This is a genomic window from Billgrantia saliphila, assembly GCF_002930105.1.
Taxonomy (GTDB): domain Bacteria; phylum Pseudomonadota; class Gammaproteobacteria; order Pseudomonadales; family Halomonadaceae; genus Halomonas; species Halomonas saliphila.
Genome location: NZ_PJRN01000001.1, coordinates 342,162 through 355,223 on the forward strand (window position 1 = coordinate 342,162; position 13,062 = coordinate 355,223).

Genomic DNA, 13,062 nt, shown 5'->3' on the forward strand with positions numbered 1-13,062 from the left:
AAGGAGCGTCGTTGCCCCGGGCCCGGGCTCGCCTGCGAGGTGGGCACGGGTCATGTATACTATTGGCCTCATTCTCTCCAGGAGGACTTCACATGTTGAAAGTCGGTTTCGTCGGTTGGCGCGGCATGGTGGGCTCGGTGCTCATGCAGCGCATGCAGGAGGATGGTGATTTCGACGGCATCGAGCCGATCTTCTTCACTACCTCCCAGGTCGGCAAGCCCGGCCCGGACATCGGCGTGGACGTTCCTCCGCTCAAGGATGCCACTGACCTCGACGAGCTCAAGGCTCTGGACGTCGTGATCACCTGCCAGGGCGGCGACTACACCAAGCAGGTCTACGGGGATCTGCGCGGTAGCGGCTGGAAGGGCTACTGGATCGACGCCGCCAGCACCCTGCGCATGGAGGACGAGGCGACCATCGTGCTCGACCCGGTCAATCGTCGTGTCATCGACGACCAGCTGGCGCGCGGTGCCAAGACCTTCGTCGGCGGCAACTGTACGGTCAGTTTGATGCTGATGGGCCTGGGTGGGCTGTTCGAGGCCGACCTGATCGAATGGATGACTTCCATGACCTATCAGGCCGCTTCCGGTTCCGGCGCCAAGCATATGCGCGAGCTGCTCCTGCAGATGGGTGCGCTGCGCGACAGCGTAGCCGATGAGCTGGACGATCCCGCCAGTGCCATTCTCGATGTCGATCGCAGGGTCACGCAGGCCATGCGTGGCGGTGACTTCCCGATCGAGAACTTCACGGCACCGCTGGCAGGCAGCCTGCTGCCCTGGATCGACACCAAGCTGGACAACGGCCAGAGTCGCGAAGAGTGGAAGGGCAGTGTCGAGACCAACAAGATCCTCGGTCTGCAGGACAATCCGGTGCCCATCGACGGTCTCTGCGTTCGCATCGGTGCCATGCGCTCTCACAGCCAAGCCTTCACCATCAAGTTGAAGAAGGATGTGCCGATAGATGAGATCGAGGAGCGCATCGCCAAGCACAACGAGTGGGTCAAGGTAATCCCCAACGACAAGGAGGCCACCATCGCCGGGCTGACGCCATCGGTGGTCACCGGCACCTTGAGCGTCCCGGTGGGGCGCCTGCGCAAGATGCGCATGGGTGGGGAGTACCTCTCGGCCTTCACGGCCGGCGATCAGCTGCTGTGGGGGGCTGCCGAACCACTCAAGCGTATGTTGAAGATCCTGCGCGAACAGTGATCCACCGCGAGCGGTGACGGCGGGGCATCTCCTTCGGGAGGTGCCCCGCTTTCGTATCCGGGACACGGGCACAGCGTCACGCCTGCCGCTGCGGCCAGGGGCGGGCGCGTCATACTAGATTTGTGATACATATTTCCGATAAGGCCTCTCATCCATTTCGATACCACCGGATCGACTGGCTGCATAACGGCAACGCAAGGGAACTCAATGAGACGCAAGCTGACCATTGCCATGCTTCTGTCGCTATCGGCAGCAGGTTCGCCGCTGGCGCTGGCACTCGGCGTGGGTGAGGCCGACGTGCGCTCCACGCTCAACGCACCGCTGCGGGCCGTCGTTCCGCTTACCGACACCGCGGGGCTCGACCCCGAGCGGCTCAAGGTGAGTGTCGCCGATACGCGAGAGTTCGAATCCGCCGGGCTGGCCCGCACACCACTCGCGGCCAGCGTGCGTGCCGATGTCGAAGTGCATCAAGGGCAATGGGTGGTCAAGCTCGCCAGCGAGCGAGTGGTTCGCGAGCCATGGATGGATCTGCTGCTGCGCTTCGACTGGCCGGATGGCCGCCAGTTTCGCGAACTCACCCTGCTGGTTGACCCACCCAACTACGATCAATTGCCGGTGCTGGTCGACGGCACGGCCGCCTCGCGTCGCGCGGTGAGCGAGCGTGACGCGACCGAGGTCGCGACAGCGGCCGAAGACGGGACGGCCGTGCGTCAGCCGCTGCCGAGCGGGCGCGGCGAGCCCGCTTGGGTCGGTAGTGGCGATACGCTGTGGTCGGTGGCGAGCCGACTGCGGCCCGACAGCGATATCAGCATGGACCAGATGATGGTGGCGCTGGTCGAAGCCAATCCCGAGGTCTTTCCCTCTGGCAACATCAATGCCATGAGAGCTGGGCATGCCCTGGCGGTGCCATCCCGCGATGCCATTGCCTCACGTTCCCCCGCGGAAGCCGAACGTATCGTCCAGGCCATGAACCAGGTCTGGGCCAATCGAGGCAGTGGCCCCCCCGCTCGTGTACCGCTGGGCTTACCGGCAAGCGCGCCCATCGAAACGGCGGCGGTCCAGGCGGCTCAGGCGATTGTCCCCGAGACGCCATCACCTGAGGCGGCTGCAGTCGAGACGACCCCGGCTGCGTCGGAGGAGGGCGCCGAAGCACCCGTTTCGAACGCCGAGCCGCCACGCCTGACCTTGTTGAGCGATGCCGAGTTGGCTGCCGAGGTTGCCCGAAACGTGGCCAGCGAAGGACTCTCGGCGCAAGGGAGCGGTCCCCGACTCGATGCCCGCGTCCTGGCGACGTTGGGTGCCGGCAATCTAACGCTGGGACGAAGCGATCCGGGGCTCGACCGGCTCGCACGGCAATGGCAGGAGAATCAGGCGGCACTCGAGGAGGTCAAGGCTGAGCGCGATGCCATGGAGCGGGAGCTGAGCGCACTGCGCGGCGAGGTCGATGCCATGCGTGACCAGCTGACTGCGCTACTGGCCGACGGAGCGGGTGCCGAGGAAGACGTCGGCCCGGAAAGCGTCGTGACCCAGGCACCTCGCCCCGAAGCCGAGCCCTGGTGGGGGGCGCTGTATCCGGGCAGGCTCGACCGTAACCTGATACTGGGAGGGGCGGGGCTCGCTGCGCTGCTCGGTCTGTGGCTATGGGTGCGCCGCCGCCGTCAGCGGGAGGCTGCGTCATCAAAAGACTTCTCCTCCATGCCCAGCGTGGTGCACGGCATGCCACCTTCCGCCATCGCCATGCCGACGGCCGGCACGTCGATGCCTCCCATGGCCGCAAGCATGACCGTCGACAGCGCAAAGCCCGAGGAGGCGTCGCCGGAGCGCGTCGCGATGCCTCAGGCCGAAGCCATCAGCGAGGCGGACATCTTCATGGCCTACGGGCGCTACGACCAGGCAAGGGAATTGCTGGAAGCCGGCCTCGAGCATGAGCCGGAGCGTCACGACCTACGCCTCAAGCTACTCAAGGTGCAGGTGGAGCAAGGTCACTGGGAAGCCGCCGAGCGGGAGGTGCAGAAGTTGGCTGAAGCGGGCGATTCCACCTTGTTGGCCGAAGCCGGCCGGCTGATGGCTCGGCGCCAGGCGGCGCGTGCCGGCGCCGGCGAAGACAAGGGTGGGAGCGAGCCGGATGCCATGCCGGCGGGTGAGGCCGAGCTGAACGACGACACGCTTCCGGTCGAGGAAGGCGACATGCCTGCCGAGGCGTACTCGGCCGAGACGACGCCTGCCGACATCGCCAGCGTACACGTGGCGGAGGGCGAGCATGCAAGCGAAGCCGCGCCGCTTCAGGCCGAGACGCGACCGGCGAGCGAGTTCTCCCGGGGCGAGACGCCTCTTGACGGGGTAGCGATCGACGCATCGAGCGACGACACCGGCGAGCGAAAGACAGAACTCACGGCCGGGGCCGATCCATCCGGGGAGGAGGGCGATTCCTCCGAGGAAGAGGCGCTCCGCGGCTCACCGAGCCTGACGGCCGAAGAGGGCACGGGGCTGGCGCCGCCCGACCAGGCCGGAGCGGTGGAGTGGGATGTGATCGATTACCAGCCTCCCTCTCTCGACCCCGAGCCGCCACAGCGAGTGGAGACGCCGATGCAGCCCAGTGTCGACTTTACGCTTGCAGACTTCCCGTCTGAAGACGATCGGGAGCGTGACGAGACGGTGTCCGAACCCGAGTGGGAGGTGGAGGAGGTGGCCTTTCCGCCGCTGGACCCGGATAATGATGGGCTTCCTGACCAGGACGAACGGCAGCGGGAACTTGATCGGGCCCGGCGTCTGCTCGAGGACGGCGAGCCGGAGCGAGCTCGCCCGGTGCTGCGGCGGCTGGCTGGCGACGGCGATCCGCGACTGCGTGACCAGGCTCAGGATCTGATCACCCACTACCGACTCTGATGGCGTCATGACCCTGTTTCGACCCCTCGATGATCGCCACCCCCTGAACGGCCGCCTGGCGCTGGGGGTGGAATACGACGGCAGCGCCTACTGTGGCTGGCAGCGCCTGAAGCACGCCCCCTCGATCCAGGCCGAACTGGAGCGGGCGCTGTCCAAGGTGGCCAGCCGGCCGGTGACGGTGCATGCCAGCGGGCGCACCGACTCCGGGGTGCACGCCACTCGCCAGATCGTGCATTTCGACGCGCCGGCGCCTCGCTCGCAGAAGGCCTGGGTATTCGGGGTCAACGCCAATCTGGCGCGGGACATCGCCGTGCGCTGGGTGCGCGAGGTGTCGGATGATTTCCATGCCCGCTTCAAGGCGCTGGCGCGGCGCTATCGCTACATCATTCTCAATCAGCCGAGTCGTCCGGTGCTGGAGCGGGCCAACGCCACCTGGTGTCGCGACCCGCTTGATGCCGAGGCCATGCATCGTGCCGCCCAGGTGCTGGTCGGCGAACACGACTTCTCGAGCTTCCGTGCCGCCGGCTGCCAGTCGAAGACGCCTTGGCGCCATCTGCATTTCATCGAGGTGCATCGGCACGGGCCGTTGGTGGTGATCGACGTGCAGGGCAACGCTTTTCTGCACCACATGATTCGCAACATTGCCGGTGCGCTGGTTACCGTGGGGCGCGGGGAACGTGGCGACGATTACCTGGCCGAGCTGCTGGCACTCAAGGACCGCACGCTCTCCGACGTTACCGCGCCGGCCTGTGGGCTGCACTTCGTCGATTCCCTTTACGACGAAGCCTGGGGGCTTCCTCGCGAGCCGCTGGGGCCGAATCTGCTGGCCTTCCTCGGCGAATGGACCGGCGAGCGCGAACTGCCGGCCTGCCCCATGGTCGAATTCCGTCGAGGCCGTCCCGTGACCGAGACGCGTGCAAGCGACCCTAGCCTAGAGGAGAAGCTCTAATGACGATGTCCGCTACGGCGGGGCGTACCCGCATCAAGTTCTGCGGCCTGACCCGCGAGCGGGACGTGGCCGATGCCATCGCCGCCGGTGCCGACGCGCTCGGCTTCGTGCTCTGGCCCGGTAGCCGGCGCTACGTTGACGAGGATCGCCTCTCCGTGCTGACCGCCAACGTGCCCGCCTTCGTCACTCGCGTGGGCCTGTTCGTCGACGCCTCGCCCGAGCTAATCCTGCGAGCCAGCCGGCACCTCGACCTGCTACAGTTCCACGGCGACGAGACGCCGGCGTACTGTGGCGGTTTCGAGCGACCCTGGATCAAAGCGCTGCGCATGCGTGACGGTATCGACCTTAACGCCGCGGCCGAAGCCTACGACGGCGCCCAGGCGCTGCTGCTGGATGCCTATCGTCCGGGGCTGCCGGGCGGTACCGGCGAAACCTTCGACTGGTCGCGAATCCCCGCAAGCCTGGCAAAACCTGTTATTCTCGCCGGTGGGTTGACGTCGGACAATGTGGCCGATGCCATCGCGCGCGTACGACCCTTCGCGGTGGATGTCTCCGGCGGTGTGGAGGTTGCGCCCGGCCACAAGGATCCGCAGCGATTGATGGCGTTTGCCCACGCGGTGAGCGCCGCCGACCGGCCGCGCGGCTGAGCCCGTGCCGCTACTTCGTCTTCCCGATCTTATCCTGTCCCTTCTGGCGACCCTGTGAGGTGTCTTTCGTGAGCAAGTTCAGTGACCTGACCCGACTGCCGGATGCCCGCGGCCATTTCGGCCCCTATGGCGGCCGGTTCGTCTCGGAGACCCTGAGCTTCGCCCTGGACGAGCTGGAGAAGACCTACCTGGGTCTTCGCGACGATCCGGATTTCCAGGCCGAATTCGACTACGACCTGGCCCATTACGTGGGCCGTCCGTCACCGCTCTATCATGCCGAGCGATGGTCGAAGCAGCTCGGCGGGGCACAGGTCTGGCTCAAGCGCGAGGACCTCAATCACACCGGTGCGCACAAGGTGAACAACACCATCGGCCAGGCCCTGCTGGCCAAGATGAGTGGCAAGCCGCGGGTGATCGCCGAGACCGGCGCCGGCCAGCACGGCGTGGCCACCGCTACCGTGGCGGCGCGTCTGGGCTTGAAGTGCGAAGTCTATATGGGAGCCGAGGACGTCGAGCGTCAGAAGCTCAACGTCTACCGCATGCGCTTGCTCGGCGCCACCGTGATACCGGTGACCTCGGGCACGCGCACCCTCAAGGACGCCATGAACGAGGCGCTGCGCGACTGGGTGACCAACGTCGACGATACCTTCTACATCATCGGTACCGTGGCCGGGCCGCACCCATATCCCATGCTGGTGCGCGACTTCAACGCCGTGGTTGGGCGCGAGGCGCGCCGTCAGTCGCTGGAGGAGTTCGGCAAGCTGCCCGACGCGCTGATCGCCTGCGTCGGCGGCGGCTCCAACGCCATGGGGCTGTTCTATCCCTTCGTCGAGGATGACGAGGTCGCCATGTACGGCGTCGAGGCCGGCGGTGACGGCGTCGATACCGGGCGCCATGCCGCGCCGCTGGCTTCCAATGCGCCGCGCGGCGTGCTGCATGGCAACCGCACCTACCTGATGTCCGACGAGGGCGGCCAGGTCTCGGATACCCACTCGATCTCGGCCGGCCTGGACTACCCTGGCGTGGGTCCCGAGCATGCTCTGTGGAAGGACGTGGGCCGAGTCAATTACGTGGCCGCCAACGACGACGCCGTGCTCGAGGCGTTCCGCGAATTGACCCGGGTGGAGGGCATCATGCCCGCACTGGAATCGGCACATGCCCTGGCCCATGCCAAGGTGCTGGCGCCGACCATGCGGTCCGAGCAGCATATCGTCGTCAACCTCTCGGGGCGCGGCGACAAGGACATCATGACGGTCGCCAAGATCGACGGGCTGGAGTTTTGAGGATGAATCGAATCGATCAACGCTTCGCCGAACTCAAGGCTCAGGGCCGCCGGGCACTGATCCCCTACATCACCGCCGGCGACCCCACACCGCAGTACACCGTCGGTTTCCTGCATGCGCTGGTGGCAGCCGGTGCCGATGTGCTCGAGCTGGGAGTGCCATTCTCCGATCCGATGGCCGATGGCCCGGTGATCCAGAAAGCCTGCGAACGGGCACTCAGGCACAACGTGCGCCTAAGCCACCTGTTCGAGATGGTGCGGGAATTTCGCCAGACCGATCGCGACACGCCGGTCGTGCTGATGGGCTACCTCAATCCCGTTGAGCGCATCGGTCTCGAGGCATTTGCCGATCAGGCCGCAGACGCCGGTATCGACGGCGTACTGACCGTGGACATGCCGCCCGAGGAGGCCGATGAGTTCGGTCCGATCCTCAAGGCGCGCGGACTCGCCTCTATCTTTCTCGTCGCCCCTACCACTTCAAGGGAGCGGGCCGCTACAATATGCGCCCATGGCGAGGGCTACCTCTACTACGTCGCGCTCAAGGGCGTGACCGGGGCCGCAACGCTCAACGCCGACGACGTGGCAAGCCATCTGGCGCCCCTGCGCGAACTGACCGATCTGCCGTTGTGCGTGGGCTTCGGCATTCGCGACGGCGCCTCGGCCGCTGAGGTCGGCAAGGTGGCGGATGGCGTCATCGTCGGCAGCGCCCTGGTCGGACGCATTGCCGAGCATGCCGAGCATCCGGAGACGATCGCCGGGGAGCTGTCGGCGGTGCTCGCCGAGATGCGCCAGGCTCTGGATGCGCTGCCGCCGCGTTAGGCTTTGTCCGAATCGTTGCCCTTGCCCAAGGTTATGACTCACGACGCCCGGTCCTGCCGGGCGCAACAGCATACGGATGCCTTCTGACATGAGCTGGCTCGACAAGATTGTTCCCTCGATGGGACGGATTCAGCGCAAGGACCGCCGGGCCAGCGTGCCCGACGGTCTGTGGCGCAAGTGCCCCAAGTGTGAGGCGGTGCTCTACCTTCCCGAGTTGGAGAAGCACCACAACGTCTGTCCCAAGTGCGATCACCACCTGCGCTTGACCGCGCGCAAACGCCTCGACTGGTTCCTCGACAAGGAAGGGCGCGAGGAGATCTCGGCCGACCTCGAGCCGGTCGATCGTCTCAAGTTCCGCGACTCCAAGAAGTACAAGGACCGCCTCAATGCGGCTCAGAAGGAGACCGGCGAGAACGATGCCCTGGTCGCGATGCGCGGCACGCTGGATGACCTTCCGGTGATCGTCGTGGCCTTCGAATTCACCTTCATGGGGGGGTCCATGGGCGCCGTCGTGGGGGAGAAATTCGTCCGCGCCGCGACGCTGGCGCTGGAGGAACGCATTCCCTTCATCTGCTTTTCCGCTTCGGGCGGAGCGCGGATGCAGGAGGCGCTGTTCTCGCTGATGCAGATGGCCAAGACATCGGCCGCTCTGGAGCGGCTGCGTGAGGCCGGCGTTCCCTACATCTCGGTACTGACGGATCCCGTATTCGGCGGTGTTTCGGCGTCGTTGGCCATGCTCGGCGATCTCAACGTCGCCGAGCCCAATGCCCTGATCGGCTTCGCCGGACCGCGAGTGATTGAGCAGACGGTACGCGAGAAGCTCCCCGAGGGCTTCCAGCGCAGCGAGTTCCTGCTCGAGCATGGCACGGTGGACATGATCGTACACCGCGGCGAGATGCGCGATCGCTTGGGTGCGGTACTGCGCAAGCTGACCCATCAGCCGCCCAACGGCATCGAGGACTCCATGCTGCTCGAGCCCGATCTAGTCGACGAGGCCGAGCGTGCGGAGGCAACGGAAGGCGAATACGAGCCCGCCTCCGAGCAGTTCGAGCCGGAGGAGGAGAACGCATCCTACGCCGACGACGAGGATGCCGATCGTTCCGATGCGCCGCGCTGACACCCGTGACCCCTTCTGACGCATCGCGCCTCGACGCCTGGCTGACGTATCTGGAGCAGGTCCACCCGGTGGGGATAGACCTCGGCCTCGACAGGGTCGCCGAGGTCGCTCGCCGCATGGGGCTCTTGCACGAGCGTCTGGCCGGGCGCGTCATTACCGTTGCCGGCACCAACGGCAAGGGGTCCACGGTGGCCATGCTCGATGCCGTGGCACGCGCTCATGGCGTCACTACCGCGGCCTACACGTCCCCCCACCTGCTGCGTTACAACGAACGCCTGCGGCTGAACGGCAGCGAAGCGGAAGACGCCACGCTGATTGCCGGCTTCGAAGCCGTGGAAGCCGCGCGACTGACCGATGAACCGATCAGCCTGACGTATTTCGAAGCGGGAACGCTGGCCGCCTTGTGGGCGATTGGCCGCCAGCGGCCCGACCTCGCCATCCTCGAAGTCGGTCTGGGCGGGCGCCTCGATGCGGTCAACGTGCTCGACGCCGATGTGGCGGTCATCACGCCCATCGCTCGCGATCATGCCGCCTTTCTGGGCGACGACCTGGAGGGAATCGGGCGAGAGAAGGCCGGTATCCTGCGTACGGGACGGCCGGCCGTGCTGGGCAGTCGGGAGCTTCCTTCCAGCGTACGTGAGTGCGCCGATGCACGTGGTGCGCCCGTGGTGGCGCTGGGCGAAGCGTTCGACTGGCATCGAGCGGTTCCCGGCCGCTGGGAGTGGATCGGCTTGGGCGACGGCGGCGCTTCCCACGAGCTGGTCGATTTGCCCGATCCAGGACTGCCGCTGGACAATGCCGCCACGGCTCTGCAGGCACTGGCATCGGCCGGTGTCGCGTTGGAATCTGCGACCTGTCGCCAGGCGCTCGGCGCCGTGCAGTTGCCGGGTCGCATGCAGTGGGTGGGGCCTTGGTGTCTCGATGTGGGTCACAATCCTCATGCCGCCGCCTATCTTGCGGGGCAGCTCAGCGTCATGCCTTGCCGCGGTCGCACCTGGATACTGCTTGGCATGTTGGGCGACAAAGATGCCGACGGTGTGATCGCGGCGCTGACGCGAGTGGCGGACGGCTGGGTGACGGTATCACTGGACGGCGAGCGCGCTCGCAGTGCCGAAGACCTGGCTGCACGGATCGAGGCGCAGGGCGGTCATGTCGCCTACCGGGGGGAGTCGCCCGAGGCCGGCGCGCGGTGGCTGGCCGACCGTCTGGGGCCCGACGACCGTGTGCTGGCGTGCGGTTCCTTCTTTACCGTCGCGGCCATATTGACATGGAAACAGGCGCAGATGGCCTAGCCTGGGCCTGGGGCAGGAGGGCATATGAAATACGGAATGCGTGAACGAATCAGCGGGGCGGTCATCCTGATCGCGCTGGCGGTGATCTTCGTACCGATGTTGTTCGATGAACCGGCGCCGCGCGACGAGCGGCCTCAGCCGAAGCTCACCATTGAGCAGCCGGTGCCGGTCGAGCGCCGGGACGTTCCCGATCCCCAGCCGCCGGAAAGCCTGGGACAGATTCGTCCACCGGAACCTCAAGCCCCTCGGATCGAGCCGCCTCCCCCGCTGGAGGAAGATCAGGCGACGGAACCGGACCCAAGGGTGGAGGTGCCGCCCGTGGTCGCCACACCGTCACCTGACGGCGAAACCGAGACTTCGTCGCCGAACGCCGACGAAGCGCCGCGTGAGGATCCGATTGCCGAACTGGCCCAGGCGGCTTCCAGCCGCAACGAGAGTGATCGCCGATCTTCTGAATCGAGTGGCTCGCCTGCGTCCGCTTCGCCCGATGGCGAGTGGGCCGTACAGGTCGGCAGTTTCGGCGAGGCGGGTAACGCCGAGCGCCTGCAGGCTCGCCTGCAGGAGCAGGGCTTTTCCGTCTACAGTCGCCGGCGCGACAATGACATGACGACCGTTTACGTGGGACCTTATGCCAGCTCGGAGGCCGGCGAACGCGCCATGAGCGAGGTCAAGGAGCAGGCCAACCTGCAGGGTCTGCTGGTGCGGGTAAGAGAGTGAGTCGATGACGCTGACCTGGATCGATTGGGGTTTTCTGGCTCTCTTATCCGTCTCGACTCTGGCGGGTTTCATGCGCGGCCTGGTGCGCGAAGGCCTGGGGCTGGCCGCCTGGATCATCGCGCTGCTGGCCGCGCGTCTGCTGGCCGAGCCGGTGGCCGACCTGCTCGCCGGTGTGATCGACAATCCCGACGGTCGGCTGGTGCTGGCGTTTGTGCTGGTCATTCTTGGCGTGGTATTGCTTTGCGGAATCGTCATCCGCATGGTCCATGCCGCCGTGGAATGGGTCGGCATGGGGTTCTTCAATCGTGTCTCCGGCGCCTGTTTCGGGGCCGCGCGCGGCGCGGCGGTGCTGGTGGTGGCCACGATATTGATCAGTCTGACCCCGCTCGTTCAGCTGCAGGCGTGGCAGCAGGCCCAGTTGCGCCCGTCATTCGAGCAACTGCGCGACTGGGTGGTGGATCAGCTCGAAGGCTGGGAGGGGCGTGTGCCCCAGGCGGAAAGGTGGCATCAGCTTTCGCTCCCTGATCGCGCCAACGACAGTGAGCGCGACGATGGCACGCGCTGATGCGATACTGATTTCTTCTGCCGGTCGCGGCCGGCAACAGCATGCGAGGTAAGGTGGAATGTGCGGTATCGTAGGCCTTCTGGCCAAGCAGACCGTGAACCAGGCGATCTATGACGCTCTGACGGTGCTTCAGCACCGCGGCCAGGATGCCGCCGGAATGATGACGTGGAACGACGGGCGCTTTCTGCTGCGCAAGAGCAATGGCCTGGTTCGTGACGTGTTCCACACCCGACACATGGCACGCCTGAAGGGCAGCCTGGGCATCGGTCACGTGCGCTATCCGACCGCCGGGTCGGCGAGCGAAGCGGAATCCCAGCCGTTCTACGTCAATTCGCCCTACGGCATCGCGCTTGCCCACAACGGCAATCTGACCAATTCGGAGCAGATCAAGCAGGAGCTCTTCTCCTCCGATCTTCGCCATATCAACACCAGCTCCGATTCCGAGGTGCTGCTCAACGTCTTCGCCCATGAGCTGGGCAAGCAGGGGCTGCATCTGACACCTGGCGACATCTTCGACGCGGTGCGTCGCGTGCATCGCCGTTGCCGTGGTGGCTATGCCGCGGTGGCAATCATCAATGGCGTCGGCCTGGTGGCGTTCCGCGACCCGAATGGTATCCGTCCGGTCGTGTTCGGTACCCGCGACGAGGGCGCCGGCCAGGAGGTGATGATCGCTTCCGAGTCCGTGGCGCTCGACGTGGGGGGCTTCGAACTGCACCGCGACCTGGCTCCGGGCGAGGCGATCTTCGTCGACATGAACGGCGAGTTCCATACCCAGCAGTGCGCCGATGCGCCCTCGCTGGCGCCGTGCATCTTCGAGCACGTCTACTTGGCCCGCCCCGACTCCATTCTCGATGGCGCCTACGTCTACGGTACGCGCATGCAGATGGGGCGCAAGCTCGGCGACCGCATTCGCAACGAATGGCCCGACCACGACATCGACGTGGTGATCCCGATTCCCGATACCTCACGGACCTCGGCCCTGGAACTGGCTCAGCACCTGGGCGTCACCTATCGTGAAGGCTTCATGAAGAATCGCTATATCGGGCGGACCTTCATCATGCCGGGACAGACCCAGCGCAAGAAGTCAGTGCGTCAGAAGCTCAATGCCATTGGTATCGAGTTCAAGGGCAAGAATGTGCTGCTGATGGATGACTCCATCGTGCGCGGCACGACGTGCAAGCAGATTATCCAGATGGCCCGAGAGGCCGGTGCCAACAAGGTCTATTTCGCCTCGGCGGCGCCGCCGGTACGCTACCCTAATGTCTACGGCATCGACATGCCGGCGGCCTCGGAGCTGATCGCCCACGGGCGCAGCGAAGCGGAAGTGGGCGAGCTGATAGGCGCCGACCGCATCTTCTACCAGGACCTGGAGGATCTCAAGGCGGCCTGCCGCGAAGTCAATCCCGGCCTGGAGCAGTTCGACTGCTCGGTATTCGATGGTCGCTACGTCACTGGTGATATCGATGACGGCTATCTATCGGCGCTCGAGGCGTCGCGCAACGATGCGGCCAAGGAGCAGCAAAGCCTCGGTGCGCATGCGCTGGTGGGCATGCACAATCAGGAAGACGACATCGACGACTGAG

The 13,062-nt window shown here is 65.8% G+C and carries 11 protein-coding genes; all 11 read left to right on the forward strand.

Going from position 1 to position 13,062, the window contains the following annotated elements:
- The first annotated feature begins 92 nt into the window (after window positions 1-92).
- Window positions 93-1,205 (forward strand): aspartate-semialdehyde dehydrogenase, encoded by a 1,113-nt coding sequence (asd, locus tag CYJ07_RS01585; protein WP_104201908.1) that lies wholly within the window; start codon window positions 93-95, stop codon window positions 1,203-1,205.
- Between the two features lie 207 nt (window positions 1,206-1,412).
- Window positions 1,413-4,091, forward strand: a complete 2,679-nt coding sequence (locus CYJ07_RS01590; protein ID WP_104201909.1) for a type IV pilus assembly protein FimV — start codon at window positions 1,413-1,415, stop codon at window positions 4,089-4,091.
- 7 nt (window positions 4,092-4,098) lie between these two features.
- The gene (gene truA / locus CYJ07_RS01595; protein ID WP_104201910.1) at window positions 4,099-5,040 is read left to right on the forward strand and encodes a tRNA pseudouridine(38-40) synthase TruA; all 942 of its coding nucleotides are present in this window, start codon (window positions 4,099-4,101) and stop codon (window positions 5,038-5,040) included.
- A gap of 5 nt (window positions 5,041-5,045) precedes the next feature.
- Complete coding sequence (locus tag CYJ07_RS01600; protein WP_104202031.1) at window positions 5,046-5,687, forward strand: phosphoribosylanthranilate isomerase; 642 nt, start codon at window positions 5,046-5,048, stop codon at window positions 5,685-5,687.
- Window positions 5,688-5,755: 68 nt separating this feature from the next.
- Entirely contained in the window at window positions 5,756-6,970 is a 1,215-nt protein-coding gene (gene trpB, locus CYJ07_RS01605) for a tryptophan synthase subunit beta (protein WP_104201911.1), read from the forward strand.
- Window positions 6,971-6,972: 2 nt separating this feature from the next.
- Window positions 6,973-7,788: a tryptophan synthase subunit alpha gene (gene trpA / locus CYJ07_RS01610; protein ID WP_104201912.1), complete on the forward strand. Its 816-nt coding sequence runs from the start codon at window positions 6,973-6,975 to the stop codon at window positions 7,786-7,788.
- Window positions 7,789-7,876: 88 nt separating this feature from the next.
- Window positions 7,877-8,905: an acetyl-CoA carboxylase, carboxyltransferase subunit beta gene (accD, locus tag CYJ07_RS01615; RefSeq protein WP_104201913.1), complete on the forward strand. Its 1,029-nt coding sequence runs from the start codon at window positions 7,877-7,879 to the stop codon at window positions 8,903-8,905.
- A gap of 5 nt (window positions 8,906-8,910) precedes the next feature.
- Entirely contained in the window at window positions 8,911-10,197 is a 1,287-nt protein-coding gene (gene folC / locus CYJ07_RS01620) for a bifunctional tetrahydrofolate synthase/dihydrofolate synthase (RefSeq protein WP_104201914.1), read from the forward strand.
- A gap of 24 nt (window positions 10,198-10,221) precedes the next feature.
- On the forward strand, window positions 10,222-10,914 hold the full coding sequence (locus CYJ07_RS01625) for an SPOR domain-containing protein (RefSeq protein ID WP_197038225.1): 693 nt from the start codon (window positions 10,222-10,224) through the stop codon (window positions 10,912-10,914).
- A gap of 4 nt (window positions 10,915-10,918) precedes the next feature.
- Window positions 10,919-11,479, forward strand: coding sequence for a CvpA family protein (locus CYJ07_RS01630; RefSeq protein ID WP_104201915.1), 561 nt, complete (start codon window positions 10,919-10,921; stop codon window positions 11,477-11,479).
- Between the two features lie 58 nt (window positions 11,480-11,537).
- Window positions 11,538-13,061, forward strand: a complete 1,524-nt coding sequence (purF, locus tag CYJ07_RS01635; RefSeq protein ID WP_104201916.1) for an amidophosphoribosyltransferase — start codon at window positions 11,538-11,540, stop codon at window positions 13,059-13,061.
- The last annotated feature ends 1 nt before the right edge of the window (window position 13,062 follow it).

Bases quoted from the DNA above. Each gene is read 5' to 3' on its own strand.
- asd (WP_104201908.1), top strand. From the start codon at position 93: ATGTTGAAAGTCGGTTTCGTCGGTTGGCGCGGCATGGTGGGCTCGGTG.
- CYJ07_RS01590 (WP_104201909.1), top strand. From the start codon at position 1,413: ATGAGACGCAAGCTGACCATTGCCATGCTTCTGTCGCTATCGGCAGCA.
- truA (WP_104201910.1), top strand. From the start codon at position 4,099: ATGACCCTGTTTCGACCCCTCGATGATCGCCACCCCCTGAACGGCCGC.
- CYJ07_RS01600 (WP_104202031.1), top strand. From the start codon at position 5,046: ATGTCCGCTACGGCGGGGCGTACCCGCATCAAGTTCTGCGGCCTGACC.
- trpA (WP_104201912.1), top strand. From the start codon at position 6,973: ATGAATCGAATCGATCAACGCTTCGCCGAACTCAAGGCTCAGGGCCGC.
- accD (WP_104201913.1), top strand. From the start codon at position 7,877: ATGAGCTGGCTCGACAAGATTGTTCCCTCGATGGGACGGATTCAGCGC.
- CYJ07_RS01625 (WP_197038225.1), top strand. From the start codon at position 10,222: ATGAAATACGGAATGCGTGAACGAATCAGCGGGGCGGTCATCCTGATC.
- CYJ07_RS01630 (WP_104201915.1), top strand. From the start codon at position 10,919: ATGACGCTGACCTGGATCGATTGGGGTTTTCTGGCTCTCTTATCCGTC.
- purF (WP_104201916.1), top strand. From the start codon at position 11,538: ATGTGCGGTATCGTAGGCCTTCTGGCCAAGCAGACCGTGAACCAGGCG.